The sequence below is a fragment of the Cupriavidus sp. 05L310 genome, assembly GCF_056398185.1.
On record NZ_JBFTOX010000007.1, the window covers coordinates 211,954 to 225,698 of the forward strand.

Sequence of the window (13,745 nt, forward strand, 5' to 3'; positions counted from 1 at the left end):
CACCGGCGAATCAGAACTCCACTTCCAGCTCGCTGATTTCATCGGGCTCTTTCTTGGCGTCCGCGATCCATTCCTGCAACTCCGGCATTGCCAGGATTTGCTTGCAGTATTCCACCGGAGCGGGATCCAGCATTACGCCATAGGTCACAAAGCGCGTTACCACCGGCGCATACATCGCATCGGCCATGGTGCGTTTCTCGCCGAACAGGTAGGGGCCGCCATACTGTGTCAGGCACTCGGTCCAGATCTGTGTAATGCGGTCGATGTCGGCTTGCGCGCGCGACCACACCTTGAAGCCGGGAAAGTGCCCCTTCAGGTTCATCGGCAGCGCCGCGCGCATGGCCGCGAAGCCCGAGTGCATTTCTCCGCAGATGGCGCGGCAATGCGCGCGCGCCGCGCGTTCCTCGGGCAGCAGGCCGGCTTTGGGACTGACCTCGTTGAGATACTCGGCAATGGCCAGCGTATCCCACACCGTCACGCCCTGATGCAGCAACCGCGGGACGAGGATGGAGGGCGACAGCAGCAGGATTTCCGCGCGCGCCGCAGCATCGTCGGGCGGTACCAGCACCTCTTCGAACTCCAGTCCCGCGAACCGGGCCAGCAGCCAGCCCCGCAGGGACCATGAAGAATACGTCTTGCTGCTGATGGTCAGTGTCGTCCTTGCCATCCCGCCTCCTTGCCACCTGGAAAAGCCGTTGCATGGCGGGCGAATGCCGTTGTGTGTGCCAGTGAACGGTGCGCCCGTATCTCTCGGTGCAGTGTCGTGCTATGTGCTTTGCGCTCGCTGCTTCTACTATGAGTTTGTACTACATCATGGCGATGACATTTGTATTGCGCCTACGTACTTCGCCAGGCTCCGGGGTAGTCGACCCACATGACGAACACGCACATCGCAAGCGGCTGTTCATGCCCCGACGCGCTCCAGCCGGCGCGGCACTCGCACGGTGCAACGCGCCGCACCAGCAAGAGGCGGCGATCTTGGCAAAGGCCAGCAAGCTTCGCCCATGCGCGGCGCTCGCGCCGCAAACGAACCAGAACAGGTCACCCCGTTGCACCATACGGGCAAGCCCGCAAGCCTCATGCCAGCCACATCGCCGTGGCACGCATATTGCGGCTAATGAGGTCAACGCATAAAAAGGGGTGAGCCATGCTGTACCAGGTGTACCAGAGCTATGCGGACCTTATGCACCCTGCCTGCAGCGTCGCCGACCTCGTGGCGTCGGCGCTGGCAGTGAACTCGCGGCTCTCGGGATGCGAGCCGATGCGCGCCACGCGCGCCGCCTGCGAAGTGCTCGCGCTGAGCCGGCTGACGCATCATCGCCCGGCCTTTGGCATTGATAGCGTCGCCGTAAACGGCACGCCGTTACAGGTGACCGAGGAAGTGGTCGCGAGCACGCCTTTCTGCTCACTGCTGCGCTTTCGCAAGCATGGCGTCTCCGGCCAGCCGCGCGTGTTGCTGGTGGCGCCGATGTCGGGCCACTTTGCCACGCTGCTGCGGGGCACCGTGCAGACCATGTTGCGCGACCACGACGTCTACATCACCGACTGGCACAACCCGCGCGACGTCTCGTTGCTGCACGGGCGCTTCGGCTTTGACGAGTTCGTCTATCACCTGATCGATTTTCTCCACGTCCTCGGCGGCGGCACGCACTTGATGGCGGTTTGCCAACCCACCGTGGCGGCGCTGGCCGCGGTGGCCCTGATGGCGGAAGACAATGACCCTGCCCAGCCGCCCAGCCTGATCCTGATGGCCGGCCCCATCGACGCGCGCATCAACCCGACCAAGGTCAACGAGCTCGCCACCAGCCAGCCCATCGAATGGTTCGAGAATTCGCTCACCGGCTACGTGCCGCTGCGTTTCGCCGGCGCGATGCGCCGCGTCTATCCCGGCTTCATGCAGCTGATCGCCTTCATGAGCATGAACCATGAACGCCACCAGCAGGCGTTTCGCGATCTTTACGACCTTCGCGCCCACGGCGATCACGCCCGCGCCGATGCGATCCAGGTGTTCTACGAGGAATACTTCGCCACCATGGACCTGAGCGCGGAGTTCTATCTCGAAACCGTGAGCATGGTGTTCCAGCGCTTCTTGCTGGCGCAGGGCCTGCTTGAAGTGGGCGGGCGCCGCGTGGACACGAACGCGATCCACCGCACGGCGCTACTCACAGTGGAAGGCGAGCGCGACGATATCTGCGCCATCGGGCAGACCATGGCCGCGCAGGAACTGTGCGGCAGCCTGCGTCCCTATATGCGCATGCACCATGTGCAAACCGGAGTTGGCCACTACGGCGTATTCAACGGCAAGCGCTGGGAAACGCAGGTCTATCCGCTGGTGCGCAACGCCGTACACATGAGCGCATGAAACGCGCGAGCCCGTGAGCGCACCCCGCGCTTCCAGGGCAGCCCGGCTAGGCGGCGTCGCGGTCCTTCGGCCACGGTGTCACCGCGGGCACCGCGCATGGTCCTTCCACCTCGACCGTACCGAAGTCGGCCGGCCCCACGATCTCCAGGTACTCCATGTCCGGCGAGTAATCGAACAGGTAGTGGGTGATGCCGGGGCGCTGATGGACGCAATCGCCGGTCGCCACCAGCGTCTCCTTGTCCTCGTACATGAAGCGCGCCCATCCCTTGAGCATCAGCACCACATGGAACTGCGCCTCATGGCGATGCCAGCCTGTGCCCTGCTCGGGCGGCTGGTTGGCCTTGACCAGTTGCACCAGCAGCTTGCCGCCGGTGGCCTCGGCAATGCCAAGATCGCGATAGAGGAAAAAATCGCGCAAACCCTGGTCGACAAAGGCGGTGTCTTGCGGGCGCACGTGGGAAAACTTCGTCGGGGTGGAGTCCGCGGCGGGATCGCCGGCGGGCGCGCTGGACTTGTTGAGGGACTCGGCCATGACAAGCTCCTTTCGCTGGGGGGAAAAGCACTACGCTGCGACGCAACATTCACGCCAGCAGCGGGCCAGTTGAATGTGGAGCACCGTCCGCTGCGCGTGGCATGCGCCGGGGACCTGGCATGCCACGCATGCACTTGCCGGGGGCGCTGTGTACCAGCCCGGCACCGGGCCGGTGCCATATGATTATGCATCCCGGACGCCCGGCCGGCGGCACGCCCACGCGGACAATGCAATGGCGGCTATGATGCAGCGATATGCATTCGCCGGAACCTCTGCATGCAACCCCTTTCCCATACCCGCTTCCAGGGCCAGGCATTGATCCGGGTCGGAAACGAAGATAGTTTCCTTCTGCTCGCCCCGCAGTTCGGCGGCCGCCTGGTGCGCTGGGTACATCGCGGCGAGGACATGCTCTACTGGCCGGACAACGCCGACTGGTCCCAGCCCGCCCGCGTTCGCGGTGGAAATCCCCTGCTATTCCCCTTCATCGCCAGGCACTTCGCCGACGGTGCGCAGGGCGCCTGGAAAGACGCCAGCGGCGCCGTGCGCGCCATGCCGAACCACGGTTTTGCGCGCGACCTGCCCTTCGCGGTCACGCGGCACGAGCCGGGACGCAGCATTGCCATGGAGCTGCAAGCCTCGGATGCGACGCGCGCTTCCTACCCGTTCGATTTCAGTTTCGAGGTCACTTACCGCCTGCTGGAGGACGGGCTCGAAGCCAGGCTGCGCACGCGCAATGCCGGTGCACAGCCGCTGCCCTATTACGCCGGCCATCATTTCTATTTCGCGCTTGCCCACCAGGGGCGCGGGGCATCCGGGCTGGCCATGCCGGCCGCGATCCTGATGCATCAGCGCGCGGATGGCTCGCCGGCATCCAGCGGCGCAGGCGCCGCAGCGTATCGGCTTGATGACCTGCGCCTGCAAGACACCTTCCACGTCCTTCAGCCGCGGCTTACCGCGCCGCGCGCGTGTACGCTGGCGATGCCGCCCAACGCCGCCGCCCCTCAGGGCCGCAAGCTGGTGATCGACCTGGACCCGCCTGGCAGCGTACCGTGGTTCGCCGTCACCACATGGTCCGAGCACGTCGACGCCGACTACTACTGCGTGGAGCCCTGGCTCGGCCTGCCAAACGCGATCCACCATGGCATGGGGTTGCGCTGGCTCGCGCCGGGCCAGGAAGAGGCGGCGATCTGCCAGCTGCGGCTGGACCGATAACGCAGGCGCGCCGCCCAAGCGGCAAGGTTGGGAAAAAGCGCTACTCGAGTGGCTGGCCGACACCGAAGCGGTGGCCTTGGGGCACTGCCATGACCTAGTTCGAGAGGGGGCGACGAAATCAAGCACAAGCGAATCATCGCCTATCTTCGCTCGCTTCGCTGCCCCCTTGGCTCAATGATCCATCCCTCGACAAAAGGGGACACGACCGAGGGAAATCAGGACTACGGCGTGTCTGGCCAGGTGCTCAGATCCACCATCACTCGCCCGCACCCCAGGTCGCGCAGGTACGCCAAGGTCCTTTCCAGCGGGAAGAATCGGTACGGGCACTCGCGAGGCGAGCGCAACCACTGCCAACCATTGATGCGCACATACCAGCAATCCGGCGCCGGCACCAGCTCGACCAATCCCACCGCGCCGCGCTCAAGCAAGTGAATGAATTGATGTTCCAATAGATCTGACAAGGTGTCACTCTCTTTCGTAAAAGGACAGGGTTGTACAACAGGCACGACACAACGCTGCTTTCCAAACAAATGGGCTGCCGCGACTTAGTAAATGGCGTCAAACAAGGCCGAGACAATGCGCTAGCGGCCCAGATAAACTGCCGTAATTTCCTCACGATTGTGGCCCAGCTCGGCTGACACCCGCAGTCGTGCTGCACGATCCACGGCACGCTGCTGCGGCGTGAGCTGTGCCGACACTGGTCCACCTGCGGCGGGAGCAAGCCAGCCGGTGAGCTGGTGATAGCGCTGCTGGGCATACTGATGCCGAAGACCATGTAGCTTCGACATGCCAGCCTTCTCGACGGCCCAGATATAGCGGTGAAGCTGGTCGATGTACTTGAGATGCTTGGGGATCATGGAGCCGCTACCAGAGAGCGCAACCGCACGCGCAAGCACAGCTCGCTGACGCTCATTCGTGACAGGCACAGCACGTGCCCGACCGCCCTTACACCAAGTCGGCTTGAGCTGAATCTCTCGCACTACATCCGGCGTCACGCCTGCCAGCGCATACCTCGGCTGAAACTTGAGGCACTCCTCTCTGCGCAACCCAAAAGCCTGCTGCAACTCGACAGAACAGCGCAGACGTTCATCGGCAATCTTCTCAATATCCCCCGAAGCCAGCACCAGTGCCTTCGAAACGTTGGTCACATACCTGCGCCTGCCAATGCCCAGCTCGGCATTGGTACGCGGGACGCAATTCCGCTTGCCGACCTTCTCTGCCCACCAACGCACATGTGACATGCGGTTCTTCATGGTCCCCACAGCAATGCCGGAGGCCTGCCAACGCTTGACCAGCGCTGTAACATGCTTTGGCTTCAACCCAGTAGCAGGAAGCGTTCGAAAGCCCATGTCCTTGAGATCATGAGCCACCTGCGCGAGCACTTCCCTGCGGGCCGCCTGGGTCGCATACGAGCCATCCCTATTGCGCTCAACCAGGCGCATCAGGTCCACAAAAATATCGAACTTCATTGGGTTCCTCACTTAGTCGGTGTTAACTTTGGTCAGTGTTAACTGCGGCTGGCTAAACCAGCCCTGGCACCGGAACCCTCGGGCACGCGGTACGGGTACAGCGACCAGCTTCGGCACCACCAGCGGGCCGGTGCGTCCCGTCAGGCACACATCGGCGTTTTGGCGACAACATGCCGGGACTACATGAGGCGGAGCCCTACGTCCACCTTCCTTACCTTCCCAACGGCAACGGTTGAGTTCCGTTCGTTTGGATGCCTGCTTTGAGAGTGCAGACGAACTCGCCAGATACAGTCCGGCCATGCTCAGGCTGTCCTGAGTACGCAATTAGGGGGAAGGGCTTGGAACCCCTTATGACGCTGCCGATTGCGGTCGCAGCGAAACGGCAAGAGTGGAAGTGGCACCAGGGCGCGCAAAACGCTTCTGACTACCGCTCAGGAATGCGAAGGGGATGGGAGAAGAGAGGAAAAGAGGGGATAGCCGCGGCGAGTTACGGAGCTCACTGCGGGCAGGAGATGGGCATCGGTGGACTTGGAACGGTCCGCCCAGATTGGCCCAAGAAATGGACAAGCGGTAGCTAAGGCAAGCGTTTAGAGTGCGAGGCGCTCGCCCCATCCCAATTGTGGCGCAGAACGCCTACCCGTTATCGACGCTGCCGGTACGGCCAGAGAGCGCCGAAAGTGGCCGGCACTAGGGCATGCGAAACCATTTGCGTACTGTTCAGGAAGGTTGCGAAGGAATGGAAGAAGCCAGGAAAACGGGAGATACCCGCAGCAAAATTACCAAGTTCACTGCAGGCAGGAGAACTGGACGGACTTAGACAGCCCGCCCGGATTGGCCCCAAAAATGGACGACGGCGGCTAAGGCAAGCGCTTACATTACTAAGCGCCCAAGTCAGTGATAGCCGTACCGCATCCAATCGTGGCGCGCAGCGCCAATGTCGATGCCCAGAAGGGCGAAAAGTGCGTACAGAATAATCTATCGAATTTGATTTGACAAGATTGCCAGCGTTCCATAGCCGCTCGCCTTAGTTCAGGCGAGCTTCTTGAGCTGCCATGCACTACGCCCAGTAGCACAGTTGACTTGTCCAATGTCCCCTTGACCAACGAAACCCTCGCTCACCGTCGACGCTACCACTGTCGCGCCGAGGAAAAAATGCTCGGGATTTTGACCGGTCGGTCGTGAAACACTGGTTGCCATGCCGTAGTCGGCCCCGCAGTGCAGTGGGCTCAGACACTCGAAGTTGACAATGACCACTGGCTTACCAATTTCCACGGACCTGATCGATGCGACCGGTTGCGTTGTGACCGTAGTGGAGCCCACCCGCTGGGCACTGTGCTGCTCGTGCCGGGCGATTGTGCCCTGGGATGGATCTGACACCGATAAGCCTCGGCTGTCTTTCTTGCCAGAGGGCTATGGAGGCAGTTGGTGGTCGGTGCTGGTCTGCCGGCGCCGGCAGTGGCAGCTGCGCCCACGGCGCTCCGCCCGTTCCGCCTCCTGTGCGCGAAGACTGTTCCGGGCAACCCAGATGAAGAATGCCGCGATGGGCACGCCCACGGCCAAGACGGCTAAGCCGATCGTCATAGCGATGCTCCCAGACTACAGTGTGAAATATAGGGATACAAATCCTGCCTGACCGCGTAGACGCGGCTCGACAGAAACAGTGGACGTGCCAGGCTGAATTCAAAGCGCAGCACCTGGTTGCGGATCCGGCGCCAATGGCACGGCAGCGCGCCTCTGCCCTGCCAGTAGGCGGTACAGGCAGCCACGCACTGTACGGCTTCCTGGTAGTGGGCCAGTTGGCCCTCCTGGTATTCCAGGTAGGCCGCCACCAGCCGCTGCAGTTGCAGCGCGGCAGCCTGCTGAGGAGCAGGAAGGCGAAACGGCCGCTGCGCCAGGGTGGCACCTAGGGCGTGGTACGGCGCGGCCGTCCGGGCGAGATCGCCGGCGTGGCGTGCCGTTTGCCAGAGGACAAACATGCCGCTCATGGTGAGAGTGTGCTCCGGTTCGGCGCTGGCAAGGGGTTGCCGACGCCGACATAGCATAGCCAACTCCGCCCGAAATGTCACGATTAGTGTGTGGCCGATTAGTGTGCACCATCCCACAGTAGGGGCCATGAAAACGATCCTACGCCGTCGCTTTGGCAAGCGCATTCGTGAACTTCGCCAAGCCACCGGCCTGTCCCAGGAAGCCTTTGCCGATCATGTGGGTTTTGCCCGCACCTACATGAGCCGGATCGAGACCGGCGCTGCCAACCCCTCGCTGGACGCGATCGAAGCGCTGGCCACGGCGCTGCGGATCAGCGTGGCGGAACTCTTCAGCACACTTTGAGCGCGGTGATCTGCGATCCTTGGGTCCCTAACAGGCTGCTGAAACAAACGATGAACCTTTCCCTCTGCGGTTCTTGTGCCCCGTTTTTTTCACAGTCCGGAAGCTGCGCGCCACTTCATCATCTCAGTGACTGGGGGCCGGTTTCCAGGCCCTCGTCCCAGCGAGCGCATGCGCACGAGGTTGTAGGTGACCATGCTCAGAACAAACCGCTGGTGGACCTTCTTCACGCTGCGCACCATCACCTGACGCATGCGCCCCACTGCCTTGACCCAGCCAAAGCCCTGCTCGATTAGCTTGCGCGTTGGCTGCAAATGGCATAACCATCACTGCGAGCAATGGCACCAGTAACGGTCCGAGCGTGGTCCCGAGGTGTTTTGTGCCACGTGCGGCGCTACCTTCATCTCCAAGCATGCGTGAATGTGTTAATTTGCATCCAAACCTGACCCAGGTAAGGCTGGTTTTTGCATCGAATATTGATCCACGTATAGAGCACTGTCCTGCTCGGGCACGGGCGCGGGTTGGGAATGATCGACGAGGCCATACTAAGCATCACTCGACGCTGGCATCTTCTCGTGATTAGATCTCGCTGCGCGAGATCACCAGACGCCGGGACAACTCCAGGAACACGGTCACCTGCGCGCTGACGGCCCCCGCCTATCCGGCCCGCCAGAGTCCAAGCAAGCTGGACGCCACGCTCTCGGCCTGGCTCAAGACCGAGGCCAATAAGCCACGCAAGCAGCATCCAACGCCTACCCTTGCATTCCCCGCGGAATCACGCGTAGAATCGCGGTTTCGCGGGCGTCGTATAATGGCCATTACCTTAGCTTCCCAAGCTAAAGACGTGGGTTCGATTCCCATCGCCCGCTCCACATCAGATTTAGACGAGCCGCCTTCGCCACCTGATCGCATGCGCGATCAGGACTCGCCCGGCGGCTTTTTTGTTGCCATGCTCCCCCAAAATCCCAGCTCCGATCCGACGCCAGCCGACGACGCTGACAACGCGCCTACCCCGGCCGACACCGGCGCGGACGTCGCGCATCCGCGCCGCATCCGTTCCTTCGTGCGCCGCGCCGGGCGCACCTCCACCGGCCAGCAGCGCGCCATCGATGACCTGGGGCCGCGCTTCATCCTGCCGTATGCCCCGCAGCCGCTCGACTGGGAGGCCGCTTTCGGCCGCGCTGCGCCGGCGATCCTGGAAATCGGCTTCGGCATGGGCGAGACTACCGCGCATATCGCGCAATTGCGCCCGCAGGACAACTTCCTGGGTTGCGAGGTGCACGAGCCCGGCGTGGGCGCCCTGCTCAAGCTGATTGGCGAACGCGAGCTCGGCAATGTGCGGATCATGCCGCACGACGCGGTCGAGGTCATCGCGCACATGCTGACGGAATCCTGCCTGGACGGTGTGCATATCTTCTTTCCCGACCCCTGGCACAAGAAGCGCCACAACAAGCGGCGCCTGGTGCAGCCGCCGCTGGTCAAGCTGCTGGCCAGCCGCCTCAAGCCGGGCGGCTACCTGCACTGCGCGACCGACTGGGAAGAATACGCCCACCAGATGGTGGAAGTGCTCTCCGGCGAGCCGGCCCTGGTCAATACCTCGGGTGCCGCCGGCGGCTTTGCGCCGCGGCCGGACTACCGCCCGGTGACCAAGTTCGAGCGCCGAGGCGTGCGCCTTGGGCATGGCGTGTGGGACGTGGTGTTCCGCAAGCGGGCCTGAGGCCGCGCCGTAGCTGGTGGAATAAAAAAAGGCGTGGCCACGAGCCACGCCTTTTTCATTTGCTGCAATCCGTATCAGGCATACCAGGCGATCAGCCCCGAGTAAGCCGTCACCAGCACGATGATGCCGAAGACGATGCGGTACCAGGCGAACGGCTTGAAATCATGGGTGGCGACGAAGCGCAATAGCCAGCGCACGCACAGGAAAGCGGACAGGAAGGCGAAGACAAAGCCGATGCCGAAGATACCGAAGTCGTCGGCGGAGAGCAGCGCTCGCGACTTGTACAACTCGTACACCGTGGCGCCGAAGATCACCGGGATCGCCAGGAAGAAGGAGAACTCGGTGGCCACCTGGCGCGACAGCCCGAACAGCATGCCGCCAATGATGGTCGCGCCGGAACGCGAGGTGCCGGGGATCAGGGCGAAGCATTGCGCGAGCCCAACCTTGATCGCATCGCGCCAGTTCAGGTCATCGACGGATTCGATGCGCGGCGCGCCGGCCTGGGCAGCCTTCAGCAAGGCGTTGCCTTGCGGATGGGATACCCGGCCCCGATGGCTTTCACGCCACTCCGCCCACAGGATCACCACGCCGCCAACGATAAACGCGGTCGCCACGGTAATCGGGTTGAACAGGTGAGCCTTGATCCACTTACCGAACACCAGCGCCAGCACGATCGCCGGCACGGTGGCGACGATGACGTTGATGGCGAATCGCCGCGCTTTTTCATCGGTGGCCAGTCCGCCCACCACGGTGGTGATACGGCGGCGGAACTCCCAGCACACCGCCAGGATGGCGCCGAACTGGATCACGATCTCGAAAATCTTGCCCTTTTCATCGTTGAAGTCGAGCAACTGGCCGGCCAGGATCAGGTGGCCGGTACTGGAGATAGGCAGGAACTCGGTCAGTCCTTCGACGATGCCGAGGATCACGGCTTTCAAGGCGAGAGCAATATCCATTCTTATTGGGAGAATTGGGAGAGCGAAGGAAAACGAAGGAGAGGCGAGGAAAAGAAAATGAGTACCCGTACGGTCTCACACACAGGGAACCACCACTATCAACCACGAGCATGACGCTACCGTGTGCAAGGCAAATGCCTCGCACGCAGCGCGCCGCTCGCCCTTACGGCCGATTGATCTTGACGTTGATCCCGTTGGGCAAAACGGTGATTGTACCGGGCTCGACACTCGCGCCGGCAAGGCGCAGTTCGTCGGGGCGGAAGGTATAGAGCGGGTAGTCTTGCAGCAATTGTTCCGCGAGGATGCCGCCGAGCGCATTGAGCTGGCGCGAGAACTGTGGCGGCAGGCCATTGACGTCGAACTGCTGGACCTGCGGATCCTGCAACACGACCGCGCGGCTGGCCGGATCGTAACGCAGGCCGCTGTCCAGCGCGAAGCGCCCGCTCAGCGGCTGGCGGAAGAACAGCCGGTTGTCCACGGTCGCATCGAACTGCACGTTGACGCGGTTGCGGCCGGGATCCAGCGTGAGCTGCGGGTTGGCAAGCTGGATATCGAACAGCTCCATATATCGCTTGTTGAACGGAAACTTGCGCTCCAGGGCCGACTGCAACTGGCTCTGCGAGAAGGTGTAGTCGTTGCCCATCACGCCGCAGGCGGCGAGTCCCGCGAGGAGCGCGGCGGCACCGCTTGCTGCCAGCCAACGCCGGCGAGTCATCTTGAACATCTGTTTGATCCTTGCGGGTTTAGCCGGCATGGCCGGGCGCGGTAGCGGCCTCTAGCTTCGACAACCATGCCAGCGCATGCACACGCGAGTCGCCGCACATGTCGGCGGCGGGCTTCAGCCCGGCGCAAAACGCCGGCCGCGTGGGCTCGCCGAAAATCGCGCAGCGCCGGTCGGGCAGCAGCTGCACGCAGGGTACGCCGGCCGGCTTGCCGTTGGGCATGCCTGGAATGGGCGAAGTGATCGAGGGCGCAGTGCAACAAGCGCCACAATCGGGCCGGCAGGAAAGTTCAGACTGAAGGGGCATGGCAAAGGTTCAGGCGCAGGCATCTCCCGGCAGCCCCATATTGTGCCCCAAGCCGAGCCCCCTCCTTCACGCTTCGGCACCGGCGGCGCCATGGATTGGCTGCGCGCTTGACCGCCGGAATCGCGTCTACTACATTACTGACCCAAGAGTTATTTATCTGCAATTCTCGCGGAACGCGCCTGCATAGGTGCGCAGCGGCCCAGTGAAAAAGTCTCCAGACCAAAACCAGGAAGTGGCAAACACAAAACGTTGGGCTCGCCGCAAAGCCGCACGCCCGCAGGAACTGGTGGCTGCCGCACTCGAGCTTTTCGTCCAGCGCGGCTATGCGGCCACGCGGCTGGAGGATGTCGCCGCCGCGGCAGGCGTGTCCAAGGGCACGGTGTATCTGTATTTCGCCAATAAGGAAGAGCTGTTCAAGACCGTGGTGCGCGAGAACCTGGTGCCAACGCTGACCAGGGGCATCGACCTGGTAGAGAACTACCAGGGTTCCACGCCGGCGTTGCTCCGCGAGTTGCTGCGTGGCTGGTGGGGCCTGATCGGGGCCACGCCGGTAGCCGGCCTGACCAAGCTGATCATGGCCGAGTCCAGCAACTTCCCTGACATCGCGCAGTTCTACCATGAGGAAGTGGTGCTACCGGGTGACGAACTGTTCGCGCGCGTGCTCAAGCGCGGCGTGGAGCGCGGGGAGTTGCGCGAGACGCCGGCCAACCCGACCACAACGCTGATCTGCGCGCCGCTGATGTTCCTGATGCTGTGGCAGCGCGCGTTCAGCGCGTCGTCGCGCATCGAGATCGACCCCGAGGCTTTCCTCGACAACCTGCTCCAGATGTTGCTGTTCGGCCTGACCACCGGCGCGGCGCGCGATACGCCGCTGCCGCCCCAGGTTGGCCCCTACGTCTGGGAGCAGATACGAAAAGAACAACAAGAAGCCCTTGCACAAGCGCAGGGGCAGCAGGACGCGCGGGATCCCCCGGCGCGGCCGCCGGAGACCGCATGACCCGACGCAAGAAGATCCTGATCGTTGCGATTGCCGCCATTGCCGTGATCGGCGTGCTGAGCGCCGCTGCCGCGGTCCGCAAGGCAGGCAACGGCAAGCCGGGCGCGGCCCCGGCGCAAGCCACTGCCCAGGGGGCCGCCGCGCCCGGCCTGGTGGAATTCCTGCAGTCCGACCTGGTCGATGCCACCACGCAGGACCTGCGCGTTTCGCTGCCGCTGTCCGGTGGCTTGCGGGCGCTCAACCAGGCTTCGGTCAAGGCCAAGGTCTCGGGCGAGGTGCAGCAGGTGCTGGTGCGCGAGGGTGAAGCCGTGCGTGCCGGCCAGGTCATCGTGCGCATCGATGCTACCGAATACCAGGCCAAGGTAGCGCAGGCGCGCGGGCAGATGCTGGCGGCGCGCGGCCAGTACGAGAATTCGAAACAGACCTTCGAGCGCAACCGCGAACTGGTGGCCAAGGGCTTTATCTCCAAGACCGCCTTCGACAATTTCCAGAGCAACCTGGACGTGGCGCGCGCCAACCTCGATGCCGCCCAGGGCGGCCTGGAAGTGGCGCAAAAAGCGCTCGCCGATACGATCGTCAAGGCGCCGCTGGACGGCCTGGTGGCCGCGCGCGCGGTGCAGCCGGGCGAGAAGGTATCACCCGACACCCGCCTGATCGACGTGGTGGACTTGCGCGCGCTGGAACTGGAGGCGCCGATCCCGATGGCCGACGTGGCGCGTGCCGCCATCGGCCAGGCCGTGCAGCTTGACGTGGAAGGCAGCGGCCGTTTCGAGGGCAAGCTGGTGCGCATCAACCCCGCGGTCAGCCAGGGCACGCGCAGCATCATGGTCTATGTGCGGGTCGACAACCCGGACGCGCGCCTGCGCGCGGGCATGTTCGCCCAGGGCGCGCTGGTGCTCGGCCGCCATGCCGGCGTGGTGGCGGTGCCCGCCACGGCGGTGCGCAGCGATGGCGAGCGCGCCTTCGTCTACAGCGTGGAAAACGACGTGCTGGCAGAGCGCCAGGTCACGCTGGGCATCCGCGACGACGAGAACGGGCTGGTGGAGATCGCCAGCGGCCTGGCCGCCGGCGCCAAGGTGGTGCGCAACAATCTCGGCACCCTGCGCGCGGGCAGCCGCGTCAAGCTGGTCAAGGCGTAGGAGCCCCC

The 13,745-nt window shown here is 63.4% G+C and carries 13 protein-coding genes, 1 tRNA gene and 1 pseudogene; 7 read left to right on the forward strand and 8 right to left on the reverse strand.

From position 1 onward, the window contains the following. Positions 1-10 precede the first annotated feature (10 nt). Positions 11-667: a glutathione S-transferase family protein gene (locus AC1DS6_RS07020; RefSeq protein WP_441624873.1), complete on the reverse strand. Its 657-nt coding sequence runs from the start codon at positions 665-667 to the stop codon at positions 11-13. Between the two features lie 480 nt (positions 668-1,147). Here AC1DS6_RS07020 and AC1DS6_RS07025 point away from each other — a divergent pair, with 480 nt between their 5' ends. Continuing rightward, positions 1,148-2,362 carry a polyhydroxyalkanoate depolymerase gene (locus AC1DS6_RS07025; protein ID WP_477102325.1) on the forward strand — a complete coding sequence of 405 codons (1,215 nt, stop codon included), beginning with the start codon at positions 1,148-1,150 and terminating at the stop codon, positions 2,360-2,362. Positions 2,363-2,408: 46 nt separating this feature from the next. Here the strand turns inward: AC1DS6_RS07025 and AC1DS6_RS07030 are convergent, their stop codons facing one another. Continuing rightward, positions 2,409-2,894 (reverse strand): cupin domain-containing protein, encoded by a 486-nt coding sequence (locus AC1DS6_RS07030; RefSeq protein ID WP_051648237.1) that lies wholly within the window; start codon positions 2,892-2,894, stop codon positions 2,409-2,411. A 276-nt stretch (positions 2,895-3,170) separates the two neighbouring features. Between AC1DS6_RS07030 and AC1DS6_RS07035 the strand changes: the two genes are divergently transcribed. Beyond that, entirely contained in the window at positions 3,171-4,106 is a 936-nt protein-coding gene (locus tag AC1DS6_RS07035; protein WP_441624879.1) for an aldose epimerase family protein, read from the forward strand. Between the two features lie 581 nt (positions 4,107-4,687). Here AC1DS6_RS07035 and AC1DS6_RS07040 read toward each other — a convergent pair. Together AC1DS6_RS07040 and AC1DS6_RS07045 are read right to left on the reverse strand one after the other, a co-directional pair. After that, positions 4,688-5,575, reverse strand: coding sequence for a phage integrase N-terminal domain-containing protein (locus AC1DS6_RS07040; protein ID WP_477102326.1), 888 nt, complete (start codon positions 5,573-5,575; stop codon positions 4,688-4,690). A gap of 1,577 nt (positions 5,576-7,152) precedes the next feature. After that, entirely contained in the window at positions 7,153-7,560 is a 408-nt protein-coding gene (locus AC1DS6_RS07045) for a hypothetical protein (protein ID WP_477102327.1), read from the reverse strand. A 127-nt stretch (positions 7,561-7,687) separates the two neighbouring features. Here AC1DS6_RS07045 and AC1DS6_RS07050 point away from each other — a divergent pair, with 127 nt between their 5' ends. Further along, positions 7,688-7,903 (forward strand): helix-turn-helix domain-containing protein, encoded by a 216-nt coding sequence (locus AC1DS6_RS07050; protein ID WP_267604026.1) that lies wholly within the window; start codon positions 7,688-7,690, stop codon positions 7,901-7,903. A gap of 89 nt (positions 7,904-7,992) precedes the next feature. On the opposite strand, the pseudogene AC1DS6_RS07055 reads toward AC1DS6_RS07050, so the two are convergent. Then, positions 7,993-8,322: pseudogene (locus AC1DS6_RS07055) on the reverse strand (hypothetical protein); the annotation flags it as partial. Between the two features lie 375 nt (positions 8,323-8,697). On the opposite strand from AC1DS6_RS07055, the gene AC1DS6_RS07060 reads away from it, so the two are divergent. Beyond that, a tRNA-Gly gene (locus AC1DS6_RS07060) sits at positions 8,698-8,772 on the forward strand. 77 nt (positions 8,773-8,849) lie between these two features. Then, on the forward strand, positions 8,850-9,617 hold the full coding sequence (gene trmB, locus AC1DS6_RS07065; protein WP_477102328.1) for a tRNA (guanosine(46)-N7)-methyltransferase TrmB: 768 nt from the start codon (positions 8,850-8,852) through the stop codon (positions 9,615-9,617). A 74-nt stretch (positions 9,618-9,691) separates the two neighbouring features. Here trmB and AC1DS6_RS07070 read toward each other — a convergent pair whose 3' ends face one another. The 3 genes from AC1DS6_RS07070 to AC1DS6_RS07080 form a co-directional block, all read right to left on the reverse strand. After that, positions 9,692-10,573 (reverse strand): undecaprenyl-diphosphate phosphatase, encoded by an 882-nt coding sequence (locus AC1DS6_RS07070; RefSeq protein WP_477102329.1) that lies wholly within the window; start codon positions 10,571-10,573, stop codon positions 9,692-9,694. Between the two features lie 163 nt (positions 10,574-10,736). Then, complete coding sequence (locus AC1DS6_RS07075; protein ID WP_477102330.1) at positions 10,737-11,297, reverse strand: DUF1439 domain-containing protein; 561 nt, start codon at positions 11,295-11,297, stop codon at positions 10,737-10,739. Positions 11,298-11,316: 19 nt separating this feature from the next. Then, positions 11,317-11,601: a YkgJ family cysteine cluster protein gene (locus AC1DS6_RS07080; RefSeq protein ID WP_477102331.1), complete on the reverse strand. Its 285-nt coding sequence runs from the start codon at positions 11,599-11,601 to the stop codon at positions 11,317-11,319. A gap of 202 nt (positions 11,602-11,803) precedes the next feature. Here AC1DS6_RS07080 and AC1DS6_RS07085 point away from each other — a divergent pair, with 202 nt between their 5' ends. Beyond that, on the forward strand, positions 11,804-12,598 hold the full coding sequence (locus AC1DS6_RS07085) for a TetR/AcrR family transcriptional regulator (RefSeq protein ID WP_477102332.1): 795 nt from the start codon (positions 11,804-11,806) through the stop codon (positions 12,596-12,598). After that, entirely contained in the window at positions 12,595-13,737 is a 1,143-nt protein-coding gene (locus tag AC1DS6_RS07090) for an efflux RND transporter periplasmic adaptor subunit (RefSeq protein WP_477102333.1), read from the forward strand. Before AC1DS6_RS07085 ends, AC1DS6_RS07090 begins: the two co-directional genes overlap by 4 nt. The last annotated feature ends 8 nt before the right edge of the window (positions 13,738-13,745 follow it).

What these genes read in the sequence shown, in the direction of transcription:
- AC1DS6_RS07020 (WP_441624873.1), bottom strand. Translation starts at nt 667, where the DNA reads ATGGCAAGGACGACACTGACCATCAGCAGCAAGACGTATTCTTCATGG.
- AC1DS6_RS07025 (WP_477102325.1), top strand. Translation starts at nt 1,148, where the DNA reads ATGCTGTACCAGGTGTACCAGAGCTATGCGGACCTTATGCACCCTGCC.
- AC1DS6_RS07030 (WP_051648237.1), bottom strand. Translation starts at nt 2,894, where the DNA reads ATGGCCGAGTCCCTCAACAAGTCCAGCGCGCCCGCCGGCGATCCCGCC.
- AC1DS6_RS07035 (WP_441624879.1), top strand. Translation starts at nt 3,171, where the DNA reads ATGCAACCCCTTTCCCATACCCGCTTCCAGGGCCAGGCATTGATCCGG.
- AC1DS6_RS07040 (WP_477102326.1), bottom strand. Translation starts at nt 5,575, where the DNA reads ATGAAGTTCGATATTTTTGTGGACCTGATGCGCCTGGTTGAGCGCAAT.
- AC1DS6_RS07045 (WP_477102327.1), bottom strand. Translation starts at nt 7,560, where the DNA reads ATGAGCGGCATGTTTGTCCTCTGGCAAACGGCACGCCACGCCGGCGAT.
- AC1DS6_RS07050 (WP_267604026.1), top strand. Translation starts at nt 7,688, where the DNA reads ATGAAAACGATCCTACGCCGTCGCTTTGGCAAGCGCATTCGTGAACTT.
- trmB (WP_477102328.1), top strand. Translation starts at nt 8,850, where the DNA reads ATGCTCCCCCAAAATCCCAGCTCCGATCCGACGCCAGCCGACGACGCT.
- AC1DS6_RS07070 (WP_477102329.1), bottom strand. Translation starts at nt 10,573, where the DNA reads ATGGATATTGCTCTCGCCTTGAAAGCCGTGATCCTCGGCATCGTCGAA.
- AC1DS6_RS07075 (WP_477102330.1), bottom strand. Translation starts at nt 11,297, where the DNA reads ATGTTCAAGATGACTCGCCGGCGTTGGCTGGCAGCAAGCGGTGCCGCC.
- AC1DS6_RS07080 (WP_477102331.1), bottom strand. Translation starts at nt 11,601, where the DNA reads ATGCCCCTTCAGTCTGAACTTTCCTGCCGGCCCGATTGTGGCGCTTGT.
- AC1DS6_RS07090 (WP_477102333.1), top strand. Translation starts at nt 12,595, where the DNA reads ATGACCCGACGCAAGAAGATCCTGATCGTTGCGATTGCCGCCATTGCC.